Below are 19,668 nucleotides of genomic sequence, written 5' to 3'. Positions count from 1 at the left end.
AGGAGCCGACAGTGGAATACCGACCTCTCGGTCGCACCGGCATCAAGGTCAGCAAGCTGACCATCGGTGCGCAGAACTTCGGCGTGACCGGCACGACCGACCACGACGAGGCGGCACGCCTGCTGGGCGCGGCGCTCGACGCCGGCATCAACACCATCGACACCGCCGACATCTACGGCGAGTCCGAATCCGTCATCGGCGACTACCTCAGCCGGTCCGGCCGGCGCGACGAGGTCGTGCTGGCCACCAAGTTCGGCACCAAGGGGCTGACCGCCGACCCCAACGGCAAGGGCGGCTCGCGGCGTTGGGTGCTGCGGTGCGTGGAACGCAGCCTGCGCCGGCTGAACACCGACCACATCGACCTGTTCCAGCTCCACCGGTTCGACAAGCACACCGACTTCGAGGAGACCCTGTCGGTGCTCACCGACCTGGTGCGGGCGGGCAAGGTGCTCGCGGTCGGGGTGTCGACGTTTCCGCCCGAGCTGATCGTCGAGTCGCAGTGGGTGTCGGAGAAGCGTGGCCTGGTGCGGTTCCGCAGCGAGCAACCGCCCTACTCGATCTTCGCACGAGGCGTCGAGGGGCATCTGCTGCCCACCTGTCAGCGGTACGGGATGGGGGTGCTGACCTGGGGTTCGCTCAACGGCGGTTGGCTGTCCGGCGGCTACCGCGCCGGCCGGCCGTTCCCCGCCGGCTCCCGCGCGGCGAAGAGCGGGATCGACCCCGCCGACCCCGGCGTGCTGCGCAAGCTCGACCTCGTCGAGAAGCTGGCGGACCTGGCCAAGTCCGCCGGTCTGACGATGGTGCAGTTGGCGCTGGGCTTCGTCACCGAACACCCGGCGGTGTCCTCGGCGATCGTCGGTCTGCGCGACCGCGCACAGCTCGACGAGGCGCTGGCCGCGGCGGACATCCGCCTCGGGCCGGACGTGCTCGAACGCATCGACGAGATCGTCGCGCCCGGCACCTACGTGGACGAGGGCCAGGGTTCCGCGATGAGTTCCAACCGGGGCGATTCCGGCTTCACCGCCGAGCCGTTCCGCAATCCCGGCCAACGTCGCCGGCCGCGCTAGGATCGACCGATTTCGCACTGATTCGACGAAATTCGGGCAGGTCCAGTGAAACGCACGGTCCAGAAAGTGGTCGCCTTCGTCGTGCACGACGGCCGGGTGGCGGTGTTCACCCAGGACGACGAGGACTCCGGCCTGCAGGTGCCGGCCGGCACGCTGCGCGACGGCGAGCGGCCGGAGGAGGGCGCGCTGCGGGAGGCGGTCGAGGAGACCGGGCTGGCCGGGTTACGGCTGGTCGGTTTCCTCGGCCGCTACCGGTGGGACATCTCGCCGATCCGGGAGGAGGTCCAGGACCGGCATGTGTTCCAGTTCGCGGTGGACGTGCCGCCGCCCGCGCGGTGGGACAGCGCGGAGTTGCACGACGGGCAGCGTGCGCCGACGCCGTTGCACTTCCGCTGGCTGCCCCTGGACGATCCGGGCTTGGCCGAGCTGGTCGTCGGCCAGGGCACGTTGCTGGACCGCGTGGTCGGCTAGGCCGACTTCCGAAGGTGCCGTGACCGGCGGCGTGTCGGTGCCCGGACATGGCGAGGTCGCCGGTACCGCGGTGTGGCTCCCGAGCGACACCGCGGTACCGGCGACCTCGCGGCGGGCTGACTTGACCGACGCGCGGTGGACCGCGCCACGACCCCCGCTGCCCGTCGGCGCCGAACCGGGCCGCCCGCCGACGTGGGGCACGCGGCAGTTGGGCCTGACCCGTTCTGACGGACATCCTGATCCTCAGAACGGGTCAACCCCAACCTTCCAACGCGGCTGGTCTGAAGTGGTTCCCGTCGGAATGCGGACAGAGTTCCGGTGTGCCGTGCCAGCATCGTTCAGAGTGCGGTTCGGGGGTTCGGTGTGACGACGTTGGGCGAGGTCCTCGACGTTGTGCGCGTCGTGATGGACACTGCCGACGAAGCGTCGTCGGCATTCCGCGCCGCCGCCCGGCTTGCCGAGGAAGCAGCAGAACAGCTCCACGATGCGACGAGCGGTACCACCGGCCTTGAGGCGGAGTCGGTGGCAGCGGTGACCACCCTGAGAGAAGGCGCGGTCGGTCTCGACACCCTGGCCGGCACGCTCGACCACGCGACCACAGCGCCGGCGCGCTACGTCTCACGATGGACATCGGCCACCACCGAGGGGGACGTCGACCGGGAGTGGGCGGACGGGCAGAGGAGAGGCCTGCCCGCCTACGTCACCAGCGGCCCGGTGGTGGACGAGGACGGCCACCACGACCTGGTCCAGAGCGGCGCCGAACCCGACGGCGAGGACAAACGCATCCCCGGCCACCTCAAGGCCGCCGGCGTGGTCCCCCCGATCGGGTCGCCGACCACGGCGCGGCATGTCGAGGTCAAGGCCGCGTGGCGGCTGCGCGACAGTGGGACCCGCGACGCGACGGTCGTGGTGAACTTCCCGCTGTGCACCGGCCGGCCATCGTGTGCTGCCCTGATCCCGGTGATCCCGCTGCCGGGGCAGACCCTGGTCGTGCACGACCCCCACAGGACGCACCGATTCCACGGGAAGGCCCCGTGAGCCCTCACGAACTCGAAGTGTGGTTCGACGCCGCACAGGACGAGACCGTCCCCGTGCTCGTCCGCACCGACGCGGAACTGGACGCGCTGCTGGACCGTCTGGTCGACCGCGACCTTCCCCACCCCCCGAACATGACCCTCACGACCCGCCCCCTCGTCGGACCGCACGCCACGCCCGACCACCTCGTCAAGATCGACACGGACCGGTCCGCGGGACTCGGCGCGATCCTCCTGCTCGGCCCACTCGACATCGTCCCGACCACCGCACTCGACCACGACCGCATCGACCCGGAAGGCGGCATCTGGGTCACCCGAACCGACCCACCCGCACCGGATACGGCACCACCCCTGTACATCGACAAGGCCACCCGGACCCGATACCCCCACGACGCCGCACTCCCACTGGCGACTTGGCGCATCGCCCTGCACGAACTCCTCCACACCGGTCTGCGACCCACCACAGTGGATTGGCAACCCTCCGACGTCTACTGACCCGCATCGAAGCACCGGCACGATCTCCGACGAACGTCCGCTCATGCCGCGGAGCGGTCAGCGGCGAACATCCGCATCTGCCGACGAGCGGGTACTTGTCCTTGTCTCAAGTAGGCGCGTGATCTTGGGACTGGGACGTGTCGTGTGCCCGGCCGAACTCCTGGTCAGCGATGGGCGCTGTGGGGCACACCGGCCCGCTACAGCGACACCGGGTTCGCCTACCGGGTCACCCGCCGCGTTCCCGCCACCGACCGCGCCGAGTTCGGCTCGTGCGACAGCGGTGTCAGAGCGGGAAGTCGCCGGAGGTGGAGTCGGCGTGGTCCTGTTCGATGCGTTCGAAGATGTCGGCGTCGGTTTCCTGTTGCCATGTGGGCAGGTCGTTCCACTCGGCGACGTAGGACGGCTTGGGGTCGGGAAAGTGTCGGTGGATCTGCCCGGTCCAGCAGGAGGCGACGAACTGGCCCTTCTGGGTACGGCTCAGGCGGACGGCGCGGCCTTCGGTGGCGGTGAGGAAGGCTCGGACCTGGTCGTACACGGCGGCGGCCGAAGAGCGTTCCCACTCGGGGGTGTCGTCCCAGCCCGTCACGTAGCCGGGTTTGGGTTCGCCGGGGTGGTGGCGGCGGACGCCGTCGATCCATGCCTGCCGGAAGACGCGGCCGGGTTCGTGGTTCGACAAGAGGTCTCCTCGGTCGGGGTGGTCACGTGATCGCGGCGCGGGCGGCGAACTCGGTCAGGCCGGGCAGGCGTGGGCCGGACGAGCGCAGCCGACGGGTGAGATCGCGGGCCCACGGCCGCAGGCGGACCTCCTCGGGTGCGGCCCGTTCCGCCGCGAGCAGGGCGTGGAACGCCTGTTCCCGTTTGCCCCACGCGCCGAAGGTGAGGGCGACGTCCTCCCAGTAGCGCACCAGCCGTTCGGTCACGGTGATCGAGCCCGGTCGGATGGCGCGGGCGGCCTCGATCGACGTGCCGAAGTCGCCGAGCTTGCGGTGCACGCTGATCTCGTACAGACCGAGGTGTCGGGAGTCGATCCAGGACGGCGTGAGGGTCACGGGTTGGGCACCGCCGATGGTGCATACCGCGAGGGACGCTTCGGCGTGCAGGTCCAAGGCGGTGTCACGTCGTCCGGCGATGGCGGCGGTGTAGGCGCCGGTTTCCAGCAGCATCGCGTAGGCAGCGGTGTGACCGGGTTCGACCAGTCCCGTCGAGTCGAGCCGGCCGGCGGTGTCCAGCACCAGGCGCTGCGCCTGGTCCGTCTGATCGAACCGGCGCAGCACCACGGCCCCCAGTTGTGCGGCCTCAGCCTCCACCAGCGGATCGCCGGAAGCCTGCGCGATCGACAGCGACTGGTTCGACAGGCCGGCTGCCAGACCGTCCTCACCCAGGCGCAGCGCCAACCAGGTGGCGTGCCGGTAGGCCGTCGCCATCAGCCCGTCGACCCGGGCGTGCGAAGCGGAGTCGACCGAGGCGCGGAGGGCGTGGGCGTACCTGACGACCTCCGGCAGGCCCGCCGCCAGCCGGGAGTAGCGGCAGGCAAGGTAGTCGGACTGGACGCTCTCGACGAGCCGGCGCAGCCCGTTGACGGTCGCGGGAACCCTGGACAGTGCCTGGGCATCGGCGCGGCTCGGGCCGATCAGCGCGGCACCGGCGACACCGAGGACTCCTGCCAGCAGTTCACGTCGCAGCACGTCGTCACCACCATCCGGAAGATGATCTGCGCAGCCCACCGTAGCGAGTCCGAGCCGATCCGCCTCCTCCTGGAGTGACGGCGCGTCGGCGTGGAACATCGCGATCGGCAACGAACCGGAACCCCCGGATGGCGGCGTCGACGCGATGTCCCCCGGCGGGGGATGCAGCAGGTCGTCCAAGGCACCCGTCGTGATCGCCAACAATCCCGACATCCTGGGTCGTTGATGGGGCGAGGGCCTCCGCGTGCCGCCTTCCCACCGCACCACCGCGCTGCGGTCGACGCCCATGGCCTCGGCGAAGGTCTCCTGGGTGAACCCGGCCGCCTGCCTGGCACGCACCAGACCGGTGCGTCTGACCGCCATGGAACCAACTCCCGTGGTGAGCGAGATCGGCGAGGGGCCGACGCACGGATTCGTGCACCGACAAAGTCCTTGGCGCGATCTGTGGCGGTAATCCTATTTCCCGGAGACCGCCGCAGGGCATACACCGATCGGGTGTCAGCGGCGGACCGTCGCGCCCACCGCACGTAATCCGGTCAGGTCATGCCCAGTCCGAATAGTCACTCTTTCCCGTCAGGTCTTCCCAGCTCGCAACGGCTGTGACGGCCCAAGGTCCCACTTTGGCACCACACCGGCCCTGTCGTACCCGCGTCGCCGATTCCATGCTTGCCACGCCGCCGGACCGGGTCCGGGTCCGGCGATCGATTTCCTCCGGCGAGGTGACCGACTCGTCTTCGTCGACAGGAAGACCAACCGCGAAAGGAATCTCTCCGTGTCCATGCACCCCGGATTCGGCATCTCGTCATTCGCCCGAATCGAAAGCGAAGCCCCGATCTCCTGCCACGTCGTCGGCGACGAGGCCCACCTGACGATCGGCGGCGCCCTGGACCTGGTCATCACGAAAGCCGCCCTCGTCGACCTCACCGGCCACCTCGTCCGCGCCCGCGACGAACTGACCGCCGACGAGCAGTTGACCACCGCCTGACAAGACACCGGCCGTCGGCGCGACCAAGCCGACGGCCGTCCCGAAGGGCGGGGAGTGCTCCACCTCCTCCCGCGAAGCACTCCCCTCCCACCAGGAAAGTCCGGAAAGGACAGTCGACATGATGTGCGTCGAGAGCCGGACCCTCCGGGAGATCGGACGCTGTCTCGCGACCGGACGCCCGCACCACGCCCTCGACCACGCCTTTCACCTGCTCGGCACCGAACCCCACGCCCCAGGCCGCCGGTTCCTCCTCATCGCGGAACTGGCAGGCCGCGCCGGGCGCCCGCTCGGCGCCGCCTACTACCGCGACCTCGCCCGACGAACCCTCCCCGACGGACACCCGCCGATCGAAATCCCCGACCTCCCCCGCCACCCGGACGACGCACGGAAGTCGGCGATGCCACCCGAGCGGGCGCACTACGCGATGGGTCGTGCCGAACAGGCGCTGCGCTGGCTCGACCACCGCGTCACCACCTCCCCGTTCGCCCACGACTGGGCCCGCACCGCCCTGCTGCGCGAGACCCGCGCGTCGGCGCACCTGGACGGCGTGCACCTCGCGCTGATCGAGGTCTTCCACCACGTCCTGTCCACGAGCCCGGTGGGCCAGTGGCGCGAACCGGCCTTCGCCCGCTACCTGTCCGCCACGCTGGGCCTGTTCGACACCCCGACAGCGCCGCTCGTCGCGGAGCCGTTGGCCGACGTCCTGACCCGGCACGTACGCACCCCGCCGGCCACTGGTCACGCCCTGCGCCTGGCCCTGCCCGTCGCCCTGGTCCGCGCCCGATGGCTGACCCGCCCCTGGCTGCCACTGAGCACCCACCACCGCGGAACCGACCCACCCCGACCGCGCCGGGCCGACGTGCTCGCCGCCGTCGGCCGGATCGCCGACGCCCTCACCCGCACCTGCCACGCCGAGATCGCCGTCCTCGACGTCCTCACCAGGCTGCACGACCACCCCGCCGCCACCCGGACCCGCAACCTCCGCGCCGTCTGGACCGACCTGCTCACCCGAGGCGCCGTCACCGCCACCGACCTCGCCACACGCCACGGCTTCACCACCAAGACCGGCTACAACACGGCCACCGCACTGCGCACCCTCGGCCTCGCCCGAATCGACCCCCGCCCCTACGGCCGCACCATCCACAACCCCGACGCCCTCCACCTGCTCGCCACGTCACACCACCCGGAGAACCACCCGTGAGCCCCCGGATCAGACTCCGCGACAGCATGTTCGACAAGGCCGCACGCCTGGCCGGCCACCCCTCCGACTACTCGGTCTCCCAAGCCATGGGCGTCAACCGCTCCACCGTCACCCGCGTCCGCGCCGGAACACTCCACCCCGGCCCCGCCTTCATCGCCGGAGCACTCCGCGCCTTCCCACCACTGACCTTCGAGGACCTCTTCGAGTGCTTCACGGACGCCCCGCCGGCGCGACCGGGGCCCTCCCGTCGGCCGGAAAACGGTTCTTCGGCGGCATTCGAATAGTCGAAGCAGATCTTCGAACGGCACCGGTCCACCGATCCGCCTCCCCTGCGACGACGCGCCGAGGCACTGCCAGTCCAGAAAAAGGGACGCTGTGCCCGGTCGCGCGCTCGGGGACGATCATCACGCCCGGCATTTCCCGGGCATCGTTCCCATCACTCGGCATCGAGGGAGGTTTCCGATGAACCGCAACCACGTCGGCCTGCTGCGGCCACGCCTGGAGAAGGTCACGACCAAGCGTCGTTGACCGAAGACCGCCGCGGGACCGGCGGTCCCGCGGCGGTCGTCACGAACCGCCGGAGGAGAGCCATGACCGAGATCCACCGCGGCACCGTCGGCGGGCTGACGGTGCTCTGCGTCCCCGACCACCGGCTGCGCACCGTCAGTCTCGCGCTCGGCCTGGCCTACGGCGCGCGGTTCGACCCGCCGGGCCAGGGCGGTGTCGCCCACCTGCTGGAACACGTGCTGATGGCCGGCGAGACCGGGCGGGAGCACTCCTTCTGCGAGCAGGTCGAGCGGCTCGGCGGGCATGCCAACGCGCAGACCGCTCCGGACACGATGGCCTTCTACGCCCAGGTGGCCGCCGAGGACGTCGACCGGGTGGCCCCCGACCTGTGCGCGGCGGTCCTGGCGCCGGAGATCGGCGCCGCCGACTTCGACCGGGAGCGCGAGGTCGTGCTCCAGGAGCTGGCCGGTGCCGCCGCCGATCCGGGCGACGTCGTCCAGGACGCCTTCCTGGCCGCGGCGTTCGCCGGGCACCCGCTGGGCCGCCCGGTCGGCGGCGTGCCCGACGAGTTGCGCGCGCTGAACCTGGACGACGTGGTGACCGCGCACGAGCGGGTGTTCTCCACCCGACCGGCGGCCCTGGTCGCCGTCGGTCCGCTGGAGGTGGACCGGGTGGTGGACCTGATCGCCGGGGCGGTGCCCCGACGCCGGGCCGCCGAGTTCGTCCCGACCACGCCGGAGCCGTTGTCCCCCGTCGTCGCCGACGGTCCGCACGACGGGTTCTCCTGGCTGTGCACGGGTTCCCGGGCGCCCAGCCGACACGAGGGCGACCACAGCGCGTACGTCGTGCTGGCGTGCCTGCTGGGTTCCAGCCCCGCGTCGGTGCTGTACCGGAAGCTGCGTGTGGAGCGCGCCCTGTCGTACTCGTTCCAGGCGTGGACCACCGCCTACGCGGAGTCCGGCGTCTGGCGGGTCCTCGTCGGCACCGATTCGTCCACTGTGGACGACTGCCGGGTCGCGGTCCGCGCGGCGTTGACGGAGATGGCGACCGGCGGTCCCGCCTCGGCCGATCTCGACGCGGCCCGCCGGCAGGCCAGGATGGACCTGGTGCGCACCGCCGAGGCACCGTTGGACCTGGCCGTGCACCTGCTGAAGCGGACCTGGGCGGGCGCGGTCGACTGGACGGTGGACGGCGGGATCGCGGGAGTGACCGGCGTGTCCGCCGAACGCGTCCGGCTCGCCGCCCGACAGGTGCTCGACGGACTGGTGGAGGTCGTGCGACCGTGAACACCGCCTACCGGGAGGCCGCCGCGCGGGCCGGGTTGCTCAGGAGCCTGGCGGGCGCCGAGTACGTGGCCGGTGAGTCCGCCGATCCCCTGCTGGGCACGTCGCGGTGGCTGGTCGAGTACGCCGACGACCGCATCCTCGACGACCCGGCTCTGCTGGACGCGATGCTCACCGAACTCGGAGCCGAACACACCGTGTTGCTGCGCACCGAAGGCGACCGCGTCCTGACCGGACCGTGGACGCGCCGGTTGACCTACCTCCGACTGGACGAGGAGCCGACGGCCGGCACCTCCGCGCTCCACTGTGGACCGGAGGCCGACGGGGACGGTCCGCTGGTCGCCGAGTGGCTGGCCCGCGCGTTGCTCGCCGGTGAGGCGACGGCCGATCCCGCCGATGTGCGCGCGGCCGTCGCGGCGATCAGGGACGCGCCGGACCGACGCACGCTGGTGGTCCGCCGCGGCACGACGACGATCGGGCACGCGACGCTGCTGACGGACGCGTACGACGAGGCGACCGGCGACGACTTCGTCGACCTGGTGGACATCCTCGTCGACTCCGAACCCGACCGCCGCGACGCCACGGCGCAGCTGGTGGCGGCGTCGTGGCGGGTCGCGGCGGAGTTGGGCCGCCCGCTGGTCGGCAACGTCGTGCACCACTCGGGCGGGCAGCGGGTGCTGGACTCGTTGCTGCGCCGGGGGTGGACGGTGTGCCACACCTACTGGACGACCAACTCGAACGGCTCGACCCAGGTGCTGCGCACCACGGGCCCGGCCGCGAGCGCGTAGGTGCCCACGGGGCTGCGCAGCAGCGCGCCGGCACCGCGGAACTCGATCCCGGTGCCGGCCGAGCGCTCGTCGGACACCTCGACGCCGTGCAGCGGAACACCGCGCTCGAACAGCTTCCGCGCGCCGAACCGCTCCTGGAGACCCGCGAGCCACCGCTCGCACCGGGCGAGCACGGCGGGCCGGTTGGTCTCCCTGATCGTGTAGTTGGCGATCGCCACCGAACCGGCCAGCAGCCCGCTGGTCCGGGGCGCGCGAAGCCGCTTCGTGGTGGCCCGGCGGGGCATTGCCGCACGCACCCGGGTCAGCATCGGCGTGGCGGCCGGATAGCGCTTCGCCGCCTCCGCGGCGAGCCGGGCGAACGCGGTCCGCAGCCCGTAGTCGACGAGGTGGTGGCCGATCAGCACGAGGTCGACCTCGCCGGTGCCGAAGTGGTGGTCGAACACGGCCAGGTCGACCATGTCGCGCATCCGGAAATCGCGGTCGGCGATCTCGTCGACGAACCAGGTGAAGCAGTCCTCGATGGTCGGCGGCCCGGACAGCGTGCGCAGCCGCGGCGGCGTGCGGTAGCCGTCGCCGCGGTAGCACACGGTGGTCAGTTCGACGCGGTCCTTGTTGGTCAGGCGGGGGTGTGCGGCGGGCCGGGCGAGCTGCACACTGGGATGCGCTTGACCGTCGATACCGTTGACCGACACCGAGTTCAGGGTCCAGCCCAGTCCCATCAGGTCGTCGGCGACCGCCCACAGCGTGTCCACCGAGGAGCACAGGACGTCCAGGTCGGCCGTCTCGCGCACCAGCCCGGCCGGGTACAACCGGCAGATCATCGGGCCCTTCATCGGCACGGCCGCCGGGTCGACGGTGGTGATCCGGTCCAGGACCGCGCCGTAGGCCAGTTGCCGTTCCCGCTCGTACCGGGTCTCCAGCGCCAGCGGTTCGGGCACCTCGATCCCGGTGGCCTCCCAGTAGCTGACCAGGGTCGGCATCGCGCGCTGCTCGTTGCGGGAGAACTGCACGAACCGGAACGGCACGCGCGGCACCTCCAGCCGAAGGAAGGCGGCCACGATCTCCTCCACGGGCGGCAGCCACATGGCGGTCTCCTCTCGCGTCCCGGGCACCGGCGTCCGAAACTACCGACGCCGACAGGCGGTGACGACGTCCCCAGACAGGGACGGGGCGCCGACACCGCGCGGTACCGAGAATGGGCGCATGAGCACCCAGCAGCCACCGATCGTGGTCCGGGATCTGGGCCGGAGCTTCCGTTCCGACGGCGGGCGGCGCGCGCTCGCCGGTGTGGACCTCACGGTGGACCGCGGCGAGGTGCACGGCCTGCTCGGGCCGAACGGTGCCGGCAAGACCACGCTGTGCCGCGTCCTGTCCACCGTGCTGCTGCCCACTTCGGGGTACGCGCTGGTCGACGGCCACGACGTCGTCACGCAGACCGCGGCGGTGCGGCGGCTCATCGGGGTGGTGTTCGGCGGCGAGCGCGGCCTGTACGCGCGCCTGACGGCCCGGCAGAACCTGAGGTTCTGGGCCGCGCTGTACCGGGTTCCGCGCACAAGGGTCGACCCGCTGCTCGACCGGGTCGGCCTGACCGAGCGGGCCGACGAGCGGGTGCAGACCTACTCCCGGGGCATGAAGCAGCGGCTGCACCTGGCCCGAGGGTTGATCGCAGACCCGTCCGTGCTGATCCTCGACGAGCCGACCACCGGCATGGACCCCGTGGCGGCCAGGGAGTTCCGGGTGCTGGTGGAGCGGTTGCGTGCGGAGCGGCGGACCGTGCTGCTGACCACGCACGACATGGCCGAGGCCGAGGCGCTGTGCGACCGGGTGTCCATTCTGGACGGTGGACGCCTGATCGCGACCGAACAGCCGGCCGCGATCGGGCGGTGGATCTCGCGCTACGAGCAGGTGGAGGCGCAGGCGGTGCCGGCGGCGGTGGCCGCCGGACTGGAACACCTGCCCGGCGTCGCCGCGGTGCGGTCGCCACGGCCGGGGACCGTGCTGGTGGAGACCTCCGAGGAGGGCGCGGTGGCGGTGGTGCTGCGGTACCTGCTGGACGCCGGCGTGTCCACCGTCGCCACCACGCCCCCGTCGTTGGAGCAGGTGTACCTGCGGGTGATCGGCGACCGCGGGCTGAGGGTGTGAGATGACGATCTTCCTCGCCTCGGTCCGACTCCAGCTGGAGCGGCTGCGCCGGTCACCGGGATCGTTGCAGGCGCTGGTGGCGACCCCGTTGTACAGCCTGGTCTTCCTGTCGATCGTCGACCTCGCCGGGCGCCCCGACCTGATGGCGTACGCGGTGCTGGCGCCCGGGGTCATGGCCCTGTGGTCGATCGGCCTGACGGTCTCGGGCGAGACGGTCGACGAGGAGCGCGCGAACGGCAGCCTGGAGTTGCTCGTGGCCGCACCGGTCTCGTTGACCGTCGTGGTGCTCGGACGGGTCGGCACCATCACGGCGCTGAGCCTGGTGTCCGTCGCGGAGAGCTGGCTGGTGTGCTGGGCGGTGACCGGTGTGCTGCTGCCCGTGGCCGATCCCGCGTTGTTCGCCGGCGTGCTGCTCTGCACGGTGGCGGCCATGGTCGGCACGGCCACCGCACTGGCCGGGCTGTTCGTGCTGGCCAGGTCGGCCCGGGTATTGCAGAACGCGCTGAGCTACCCGGTGTTCCTGCTCGGCGGCGCGATGGTGCCCACCGCGCTGCTGCCGGACTGGCTGCGACCGGTGAGCCGTCTGGTGTTCCTGTCCTGGTCGACCGACCTGTTGCGGCAGAGCCTCGGCGGCCCGCGCGTGGTCGCGACGGGCACCGGGATCGCGATGATCCTGCTGCTGGGCGGCGGCGGCTTCGCCGTCGGCGTGGTCCTGATGCGGCGGGTGCTCACCAGGGTCCGCGCGACCGGGGCGGTGACGCTGTCGTGAACACCCTGCGGGTCCTGCGCCTCTCCGCGATCACCGGGTTCGCCGACTACGCCTCGGTCTACACGGTGCGCAGCTGGCTGGCGGGCTGGCTGTTCCGGGTGCTGTGCCAGGTCGCGTTCTTCACCCTGGTGAGCCGGTTGGTCGGACCGGCGGTCCACCGGGAGTACCTGTTGGTGGGCAACGCGGTCCTGATCGCGGCGCTGGAGAGTTGCATGGTGGTCGCCTCGACCACCTGGGAGCGGCGCGCGGGCACCCTGCCGCTGCTGGTGGCGTCGGGCGCGCGGCCCGCGGTCGTGTTCTGCGGCCGGAGCGTGCACTGGGTGCTCAGCGGCACCCTGACCTCGTCGGTGTCCCTGTTCGCGGTCGGACTCGTGTTCGAGCCGGACCTGATCCGGATCCGGTCGCTGGCCGTGCTGCCGCTGGTGCTGCTGGTGTCGATCACGACGTACTGCTTCGGGCTGGTGCTCGCGGCCGTGGTGCTGCGCTTCATGGAGCTGCGCAACGTCGTGGGCAACCTGGCCTACCTGGGGCTGATGGCGATCTGCGGCGTGCAGGTGCCGGTCGACTACTGGCCGACGGTGGTACGGGTGGTGGCGAACGTGCTTCCGTTGACCCACGGACTGGCGGCGGTGCGACTCGTGCTCGCCGGCGGCGAGGCCGGCGCTGTGCTGCTCCAGGCCGGCACGGAGGCGCTGGTGGGTGCGGCGTGGCTCGCGGTCGCGCTCGGCGTGTTCGGCCGCCTGGTGGACGGCGGCCGGCGGAACGGGTCGATCGAGTTCGACGAGTGACCCCGGGGCCGGGTCCCGTCAGCGGTCTCCGGCCCTGGTGAGCACAAACTGGATCGACTGCGCGGTGGAGGGTTTGTCGCTGACCACGTCCCCGTGGACCCGGTGCTCCGACCGGATGTCCAGACCGGCTCGGTGGAACAGCGCCCGCAGCAGGTCCGCGGTCGGCTCCCACCACAGGTGGCTGAAGTGCAGCCGACAGCCGTCGGCACCGACGAAGTGCACGGTGTGCGCGGAGAGCCGCTGGGTGGCGTCCGATCCCGCGTCGTCGACACCGCTCAGGACCGCGGTCTGCGGGTCGGGCAGCAGGACGGCCTCGCGCGCCGCGCCCCGGTCGGCCGGCGGTGCGACGTCGACCAACGCCACGCCACCGGGCGCCAGCACGCCCGCGATCACCTCCAGCAGGGCGACCGTGCGGGTCGGGCCGAGCGCGTTCAGCGCCTCGTACATGAGCAGGACGGTGTCGGCGGTCCCCGGCTCGGGCCGCCAGGTCGCGATGTCGGCCTCGACGAAGTCGACCCGGTCGTCCCCGCCGTGCGCCTGTCGCGCGGCCTCCACCGCGACGGGGTTGACGTCGATCCCGGTGTAGGAGGTCCAGCCCAGGTCCGAGCCCTTCACCGCGGCGAGGTGCCCGCCGACCCCGCACATCAGGTCGATCACCCGGCCCAGGTCGCCGCGTCCCGCCAGGTCGAGTTCACCGCGGCACAGCGATTCCCGGCGCGCGCCGTCGTCGGTGGTGGTCGAGGTCTGCCGTGATACGGCGTAGGCGGCGAACGCGGCGTCGTCCCGGTACAGCGTCGTGCACGAGACCGTGGCCACGGCGGCGCAGTCCGGCGACGGCACCTCGCCGGTGTCCAGGAATCGGGACATGACCTCGCGCAACGTTTCCGGGCCAGCCGGGATCGACCGGGTCTCCCCTTCGGACCGTCCCGCTCCGACGGAAGCCGACATCAGATCCCCCCGTTTCCGTTGCCCATGCCCAAAACACGCGGAACCCTTTCTAGTCCGCGACGGGCCGGTCGACCACCCCCCAAGGTCCCGACATCGGCCGATTCCGCCGCCGTGCCGAAAGGGCGCCCGAACCGGGCGCCCTCCGGCCTGGCGCCGCTACCCCGCGATCAGTTCCGCCGCCTTCTCCGCGATCATGATCGTCGGCGAGTTCGTGTTGCCCGAGACGATCGACGGCATCACCGACGCGTCCGCCACGCGCAACCCCTCGATCCCCCGCACCTTCAGGTCCGGGTCGACGACCGAGCCCATCGCGCAGGTACCCGACTGGTGGTGGTAGGTGACCACGGTGCGCCGCACGTACTCGCGCACGTCGTGGTAAGCCGGGTACAGCTCGGTGGACTCCCAGCGGGTCGAGTTGCCGATCTCCCGGCACAGTTCCACCGCGGCGACGAGCGCGTCCACGTCGGACTTCTCCGACAGGACCCGCGGGTCGATCAGCGGCAGGGCGTCCGGGTCGGGACCGCCGAGGGTGATGCGGCCCGTGCTCTCCGGGCGGATCAGGCCGGCCATCAGGGAGAAGCCCTCGGCCGGACCCTTCATCCACGAGTCGTACAGCGGCACGCTGAAGTGCAGCGGCTGCAGGTCCGGTCCCGGCAGTCCCGGACGGCTGTGCCAGAACAGGTGCGTCTGGGCGTGCGGCAGGCCGGGCAGGTGCTCGACGGGCCGCGTCGAGCCGAACACCACGGGCACCAGCCAGTGGTCCTGGAGGTTGCGGCCCACGCCCGGTAGGTCCACGACCACGTCGATGCCCAGGGCACGCAGTTCGTCCGCCGGGCCGATGCCGGACCGCAGCAGCAGCAACGGCGACCCGATCGCCCCCGAGCTGAGCACGACCTCCGCGTTCGCCCGCGCGTCGAAGGACTCCGCGCCCACCGTCCACTCGACACCGACGCACCGACCGGCCTCGATCCGCAGGCGGCGGACGTGAGCACCCGTCACGACGGTCAGGCGCGGGTCGTCGAGCACCGGACCGAGGTAGGCCCGCGCCGTCGTGTGCCGCACGCCCGCGTCGATCGTGAACTGCATGCGGCTCACGCCGAGCTGGTCGCCGCTGTTGTAGTCCGGGTTGTAGGGCAGCCCCGCCGCCTGCGCACCCGCCAGGATCGCCTCCTGCACCGGGTCGACGGCCGGTTCGCGCAGGATCGTCAGCGGCCCCTTCTCCAGGCGTTCGAAGACGGGTTCGACGTCCGCCCAGCTCCAGCCCGTGCAGCCCCGCGCGGCCCAGTCGTCGTAGTCGATCGGGTTGCCGCGCACGTGGATCATCGCGTTGAGCGCGTGGGAACCACCGAGCACCTTGCCTCGCGGCAGGTGCAGACTGCGGTCCGCCGCGTCGGCCTGGGGCACGGTGCGCAGCCCCCAGTCCTGCGGGCTGTCCCACAGCTCGTGCATGCGCATCGGGTCGTGGATGGCGGGGTTCGTGTCGCTGTCGCCCGCTTCCAGCAGCAGCACCGTGCCGGCCGTGCGGTCCAGCAGCCTGCGGGCCAGGGCCGAACCGGCACTGCCCGCGCCCACGACGATGTAGTCGGCGTCCATGTGATGTGGTCTAACAAAGCCGACGCCACCGCGCCATGCCACGCAGCGCACGGCCGTTGGTGTGCCGCGCACCACGCCGCCAGTCGATACGCCCGCCGCGTCAATCACGCATGCAGTGGACGGTGCTGACACCTGGGATTCCCACCGTCAACACGACCATACGGACGGCTCTGGTGCGCGTCGGAGGGCCCTGGTTGTTTGGGGACGGGAGCACCCCTGTCACCCGCTCCCTGCTTTTCCCTGCTCACAAGGAGATCGACATGCAGCTCCGAAAGGTGGCCGGTGTCGCCGCCCTGGCCGTGGGTCTGATGGCGCCGATGGCCGCCGTCGCGACCGCCGCGCCGGCGGCGGAGGCGAACGCGCTGGTGCGCACCCTGTACTACGACACCAGCCAGGCCCAGGAGTTCGTCGCGGATTGGGACAAGGCCGCGGAGAACTGGAACAAGTCGGTCGTGAACGTCAAGCTGGCGAAGAAGACCGCCGGCTCGCCGACCAACATCCGGGTCCTCGCGGACAACGGCTGGCCCCGGGCCATCCCGTCCACGCTGGGCAACGGCACCGTCTACATGGGACGCCAGGCGGTCCAGCAGGGCCACTACAAGCCCCGGATCACCACCCACGAGATCGGGCACATCCTGGGCCTGCCGGACCGGCGGACCGGCCTGTGCACCGACCTGATGTCCGGGTCGAGCGCACCGGCGACGTGCAAGAACGACCTGCCCAACGCGGCCGAGAAGGCGGAGGTGGACCGCAAGTTCCGCGGCTCGCTCGCCGCGCCCGCCCAGGCGGGCTTCGGCGCGTCGCTCACCGTGAAGGGCACGAAGAACACGGAGTGCTACGTGTACTGACGCGGGACACACCGGGGGGCGGTGCGCACCGCCGCCCTCCGGGCCACCCGCCCGGCCTCAGCGGGCCGAGGTCGTCGACGCCGACCGCACGGCGTCGAGCACCGGGCCCAGATCGGGGTCCTCCGTGAGCTTCAGGTAGATCTCCGCGAGCGTGTCGTCGTGGACGGGGGCCGCTTGGTCGTGCACCCTGCGGCCCTCGTCCGTGATGACCGTGTACACCCCGCGCCGGTCGGTCTCGCACAGCACGCGCGTGCACAGGCCGGCCTGTTCGAGCCGCGCGACCAGCCGGCTCACCGAACTCTGGTTGAGACCGACGGTGTCGGTCAGGTCCTGCATCCGCAGCTCGCCCGTCGGCGACGCGGCCAGCGCGCACAGCGCGCCGAACTCCGAGAGCCCGAACCGGAACCGCCGCTGTAACGAGCGCTCCAACGCGGCCTCCACGCGGTCGTGCAGCGCGTGCAGCCGGTGCCAGTCGGCGCGGTCGAGGTCCCGTTGCGTGGTCATCGCGTTCCCCTGCTGCGGCCGTCGCGGTCGATTAGCATGCGGATGCATCTTACGCCGCGTGCGTTCGACTCCGGCGGCCCCGGGTCGAATTGTTTCCCACGATTCCGCCTTCCGTGGCAATTCCGATCGTAGCGGTCCGATCGGGCGCGACCCGTCGGACAGTCGGGCGAATTGGACGAACGCGCAGGTGACAGGGTCCGCAAAAGTTGGGCGACAACCGGTTTTCCTTCCGTTCTCACTCGTCCGGACCGGGCCGGTGGTGTTAGCGTCGCCCCGGGTCGCCGCATTTCACGTATCCGGACGGAGGAATGCTTTGCGCACTCGAATCGTGAAGTCCCTCGTGGCGGTGGCGGCCGGCCTGGTGCTGTTCGGCTCGTCGACGGTCGCCGCGTCGCCCTCGCGCGCGGCGGGTTGGTCGGGCTGGGAGGACCTGGGCGGGACGCTGACCGCCGGCACGACGGTGTCGTCGTGGTCGTCGAACCGGCTCGACGTGTTCGTGCGGGGCGCCGACTCGGCGGTCTGGCACAAGTGGTGGAACGGCTCCTCGTGGCAGGGCTGGGAGAGCCTGGGCGGCGTGATCATCGACAACCCGGCGGCCGTGTCGTGGGGCCCGAACCGGATCGACCTGTTCGGCCGGGGCACCGACAACCACCTGTGGCACCGGTGGTGGAACGGCTCGTCGTGGTCGGGCTGGGAGGACCTCGGCGGCATCATCACCGCCGGTCCGGCGGTCTCGTCCTGGTCGGCCGACCGGCTCGACGTGTTCGCGAGAGGCACGGACGGCGCGGTCTGGCACAAGTGGTGGAACGGCTCGTCCTGGCAGGGCTGGGAGAGCCTCGGCGGGATCATCATCGACAACCCGGCCGCGGTCTCCTGGGGTCCGAACCGGATCGACATCTTCGGCGCGGGCACGGACAACCACCTGTGGCACAGGTGGTGGAACGGTTCGTGGTCGGGCTGGGAGGACCTCGGCGGCGTCATCACCGCCGGTCCGACCGTGTCCTCGTGGTCGGCCAACCGGCTCGACGTGTTCGCCAAGGGCACCGACAACGCGCTCTGGCACCGCTGGTGGGACGGCGTGGCGTGGCGCGGTTGGGAGAGCCTGGGCGGCCAGTTCCTGCACAACCCGGGCGCGGTGTCGTGGGGTCCGAACCGGATCGACGTGTTCGTGGCCGGGCTGGACAACCACCTGTGGCACAAGTGGTATGCGTGAGTCCTGAGGTGACGGGCGCGGAAGCGCCCGTCACCGCCTACTTCGCGCGCCGACCGCGCAGCGCGTGGACGCCCGCGGCGGCCGTACCGACGCACAACGCCGCCGAGCTGATGGCGAGCGAGGTGTGCAGACCGACGAACGCGCCGAACACGCCGACGGTGAACCCGCTGCCCGCGCGCAGGCCGCCCGAGGACATGCCGTAGACGCCGAGCACGCGTCCGCGCTTGTCCGGCGGGCTCTGGAGCTGGACGACCGTCTGGCAGATCGACATCGACGCCAGGTTGGCCACGCCGCCGACGACCAGCAGCACGACGGCGAGCAGGTAGCTGCCGGTGAGCGCGAACCCGAGCGTGGACACGCCGTAGATCACGGTCGCGATCACCGCGGCGGTCACGCCCGGTTTGACCCGGTTCGTCGCCTCCAGCAGGATGCCGCCGATCACACCGCCGATGCCGTTGGCGAACAGCAGCACGCCGTACGCCGTGCCCTCGCTGCCCGCACCCAGGTCGTTGGCGAACGTGGGCATGGCCGACTGGATCGACGCGCCGACGAAGAACGAGCCCAGGCCCGCCAGGATGATCATGCTGACCAGCGTCCGGTTCGAACCGACCTCGCGCAGCACGCGCAGCGATTCGAGCGCGCCGATCCGGGTGCGCGGCGCGCTGTCACGGGTGTGGCCGGTGAACTTCGTGCGGAACAGGAACACGGTCAGCGGCAGGTAGAAGACGATGTTGGCGAAGATGCCCCAGGTCGGACCGAGGCCCAGCAGCAGCGCCGAGCCCACGACCGGTCCGAACAGGATGCCCAGGCTGCGGAACGTGGCGTTGAGCCGGACCGCGCTGGGCAGCTCCTCCGGGCCGACGAAGTCGTGCAGCATGAGCTGCTCGGCCGGTGTCCACAGCGAGCCGGCCAGGCCGTGCAGGACGAGCAGCACGCACGCCCATTCCACGGTCAGCGAGTCGGTCAGGAACAGCACGCCCCACGCCGCCGACACGGCCATGAACAGGACCTGCGCCGCCTGGATCACCCGGCGGCAGTCGTAGCGGTCGGCGAGCGCGCCGAACCAGAGCGAGAACAGCAGGAACGGCACCCAGTGGCTGATCACCTGGAACCCGGTCAGCGCGGGCGACCGGAACTTCTCCCACAGCACCCAGTAGGTGATGACGTGCTCGATGTTGTCGGCCATCATCGCCAGGCCCGTACCGATCAGGTACGGGCGGCAGTCCTTGTTGCGCAGGGCCGCGAACTTGCGCGGCGGCGCGGCGGAACCGGTGACCGGCGCGGCCTGGGGGTCGTGCGTCGGTACACCGCAGGCGGCACACATGATCCGGTCGGGTCCTCTCGGTT

The 19,668-nt window shown here is 71.3% G+C and carries 22 protein-coding genes; 14 read left to right on the top strand and 8 right to left on the bottom strand.

Annotation, left to right across the window (positions count from 1 at the left end; translation table 11 throughout):
* The first annotated feature begins 11 nt into the window (after positions 1-11).
* Positions 12-1,067, top strand: coding sequence for an aldo/keto reductase (locus F4559_RS15470; protein ID WP_184669434.1), 1,056 nt, complete (start codon positions 12-14; stop codon positions 1,065-1,067).
* A 66-nt stretch (positions 1,068-1,133) separates the two neighbouring features.
* Positions 1,134-1,538 (top strand): NUDIX hydrolase, encoded by a 405-nt coding sequence (locus F4559_RS15465; RefSeq protein WP_221447244.1) that lies wholly within the window; start codon positions 1,134-1,136, stop codon positions 1,536-1,538.
* 243 nt (positions 1,539-1,781) lie between these two features.
* Here the strand turns inward: F4559_RS15465 and F4559_RS15460 are convergent, their stop codons facing one another.
* Positions 1,782-2,021 (bottom strand): hypothetical protein, encoded by a 240-nt coding sequence (locus F4559_RS15460; protein WP_184669432.1) that lies wholly within the window; start codon positions 2,019-2,021, stop codon positions 1,782-1,784.
* 48 nt (positions 2,022-2,069) lie between these two features.
* Here F4559_RS15460 and F4559_RS15455 point away from each other — a divergent pair, with 48 nt between their 5' ends.
* Together F4559_RS15455 and F4559_RS15450 are read left to right on the top strand one after the other, a co-directional pair.
* Positions 2,070-2,576, top strand: coding sequence for a DddA-like double-stranded DNA deaminase toxin (locus F4559_RS15455; protein WP_184669430.1), 507 nt, complete (start codon positions 2,070-2,072; stop codon positions 2,574-2,576).
* Positions 2,573-3,067: an Imm1 family immunity protein gene (locus tag F4559_RS15450; protein WP_184669428.1), complete on the top strand. Its 495-nt coding sequence runs from the start codon at positions 2,573-2,575 to the stop codon at positions 3,065-3,067. Before F4559_RS15455 ends, F4559_RS15450 begins: the two co-directional genes overlap by 4 nt.
* A gap of 283 nt (positions 3,068-3,350) precedes the next feature.
* On the opposite strand, the gene F4559_RS15445 is transcribed toward F4559_RS15450, so the two are convergent.
* Both F4559_RS15445 and F4559_RS15440 read right to left on the bottom strand, forming a co-directional pair.
* On the bottom strand, positions 3,351-3,743 hold the full coding sequence (locus tag F4559_RS15445) for a hypothetical protein (protein WP_184669426.1): 393 nt from the start codon (positions 3,741-3,743) through the stop codon (positions 3,351-3,353).
* A 22-nt stretch (positions 3,744-3,765) separates the two neighbouring features.
* Complete coding sequence (locus F4559_RS15440) at positions 3,766-5,115, bottom strand: helix-turn-helix domain-containing protein (RefSeq protein ID WP_184669424.1); 1,350 nt, start codon at positions 5,113-5,115, stop codon at positions 3,766-3,768.
* A 409-nt stretch (positions 5,116-5,524) separates the two neighbouring features.
* Here F4559_RS15440 and F4559_RS15435 point away from each other — a divergent pair, with 409 nt between their 5' ends.
* From F4559_RS15435 to F4559_RS15415, 5 genes are all read left to right on the top strand, one after another.
* Positions 5,525-5,737, top strand: coding sequence for a hypothetical protein (locus F4559_RS15435; protein ID WP_184669422.1), 213 nt, complete (start codon positions 5,525-5,527; stop codon positions 5,735-5,737).
* 118 nt (positions 5,738-5,855) lie between these two features.
* Positions 5,856-6,938 (top strand): hypothetical protein, encoded by a 1,083-nt coding sequence (locus tag F4559_RS15430; protein ID WP_184669421.1) that lies wholly within the window; start codon positions 5,856-5,858, stop codon positions 6,936-6,938.
* A gap of 26 nt (positions 6,939-6,964) precedes the next feature.
* Positions 6,965-7,222 carry a transcriptional regulator gene (locus F4559_RS15425; protein WP_184669420.1) on the top strand — a complete coding sequence of 86 codons (258 nt, stop codon included), beginning with the start codon at positions 6,965-6,967 and terminating at the stop codon, positions 7,220-7,222.
* Between the two features lie 306 nt (positions 7,223-7,528).
* Positions 7,529-8,731 carry a M16 family metallopeptidase gene (locus F4559_RS15420; protein ID WP_184669419.1) on the top strand — a complete coding sequence of 401 codons (1,203 nt, stop codon included), beginning with the start codon at positions 7,529-7,531 and terminating at the stop codon, positions 8,729-8,731.
* A complete protein-coding gene (locus tag F4559_RS15415) occupies positions 8,728-9,516 on the top strand; it encodes an MBL fold metallo-hydrolase (protein WP_184669418.1) in 789 nt (262 codons plus the stop codon). The genes F4559_RS15420 and F4559_RS15415 overlap by 4 nt, the downstream gene beginning before the upstream one ends.
* On the opposite strand, the gene F4559_RS15410 is transcribed toward F4559_RS15415, so the two are convergent.
* Positions 9,447-10,601, bottom strand: coding sequence for a hypothetical protein (locus F4559_RS15410; RefSeq protein ID WP_184669417.1), 1,155 nt, complete (start codon positions 10,599-10,601; stop codon positions 9,447-9,449). The two genes, F4559_RS15415 and F4559_RS15410, sit on opposite strands and share 70 nt — an antisense overlap.
* Positions 10,602-10,719: 118 nt before the next feature.
* On the opposite strand from F4559_RS15410, the gene F4559_RS15405 reads away from it, so the two are divergent.
* Genes F4559_RS15405 through F4559_RS15395 form a run of 3 tightly spaced genes read left to right on the top strand, consistent with a single transcriptional unit; the run spans position 10,720 to position 13,215 of the window.
* Positions 10,720-11,658, top strand: a complete 939-nt coding sequence (locus F4559_RS15405; protein WP_184669416.1) for an ABC transporter ATP-binding protein — start codon at positions 10,720-10,722, stop codon at positions 11,656-11,658.
* A 1-nt stretch (position 11,659) separates the two neighbouring features.
* Complete coding sequence (locus F4559_RS15400) at positions 11,660-12,427, top strand: ABC transporter permease (RefSeq protein WP_184669415.1); 768 nt, start codon at positions 11,660-11,662, stop codon at positions 12,425-12,427.
* A complete protein-coding gene (locus tag F4559_RS15395; protein WP_184669413.1) occupies positions 12,424-13,215 on the top strand; it encodes an ABC transporter permease in 792 nt (263 codons plus the stop codon). Before F4559_RS15400 ends, F4559_RS15395 begins: the two co-directional genes overlap by 4 nt.
* 18 nt (positions 13,216-13,233) lie before the next feature.
* Here the strand turns inward: F4559_RS15395 and F4559_RS15390 are convergent, their stop codons facing one another.
* Together F4559_RS15390 and F4559_RS15385 are read right to left on the bottom strand one after the other, a co-directional pair.
* On the bottom strand, positions 13,234-14,082 hold the full coding sequence (locus F4559_RS15390) for a class I SAM-dependent methyltransferase (RefSeq protein ID WP_184669411.1): 849 nt from the start codon (positions 14,080-14,082) through the stop codon (positions 13,234-13,236).
* Positions 14,083-14,319: 237 nt separating this feature from the next.
* Positions 14,320-15,756 carry a GMC family oxidoreductase gene (locus F4559_RS15385; protein WP_184669409.1) on the bottom strand — a complete coding sequence of 479 codons (1,437 nt, stop codon included), beginning with the start codon at positions 15,754-15,756 and terminating at the stop codon, positions 14,320-14,322.
* Positions 15,757-16,016: 260 nt separating this feature from the next.
* Here F4559_RS15385 and F4559_RS15380 point away from each other — a divergent pair, with 260 nt between their 5' ends.
* Positions 16,017-16,604: a snapalysin family zinc-dependent metalloprotease gene (locus F4559_RS15380; RefSeq protein ID WP_184669407.1), complete on the top strand. Its 588-nt coding sequence runs from the start codon at positions 16,017-16,019 to the stop codon at positions 16,602-16,604.
* A 57-nt stretch (positions 16,605-16,661) separates the two neighbouring features.
* Here F4559_RS15380 and F4559_RS15375 read toward each other — a convergent pair whose 3' ends face one another.
* Positions 16,662-17,108 (bottom strand): MarR family winged helix-turn-helix transcriptional regulator, encoded by a 447-nt coding sequence (locus tag F4559_RS15375; protein WP_184669405.1) that lies wholly within the window; start codon positions 17,106-17,108, stop codon positions 16,662-16,664.
* Positions 17,109-17,436: 328 nt separating this feature from the next.
* Here F4559_RS15375 and F4559_RS15370 point away from each other — a divergent pair, with 328 nt between their 5' ends.
* A complete protein-coding gene (locus F4559_RS15370) occupies positions 17,437-18,321 on the top strand; it encodes a PLL family lectin (RefSeq protein WP_312865669.1) in 885 nt (294 codons plus the stop codon).
* A 37-nt stretch (positions 18,322-18,358) separates the two neighbouring features.
* Here the strand turns inward: F4559_RS15370 and F4559_RS15365 are convergent, their stop codons facing one another.
* Positions 18,359-19,645, bottom strand: coding sequence for an MFS transporter (locus F4559_RS15365; RefSeq protein WP_184669401.1), 1,287 nt, complete (start codon positions 19,643-19,645; stop codon positions 18,359-18,361).
* Positions 19,646-19,668 lie beyond the last annotated feature (23 nt).

This window comes from Saccharothrix violaceirubra, from assembly GCF_014203755.1.
Classification (GTDB): Bacteria; Actinomycetota; Actinomycetes; order Mycobacteriales; family Pseudonocardiaceae; genus Actinosynnema; species Actinosynnema violaceirubrum.
This window is presented reverse-complemented; position numbering and strand designations above follow the sequence as displayed.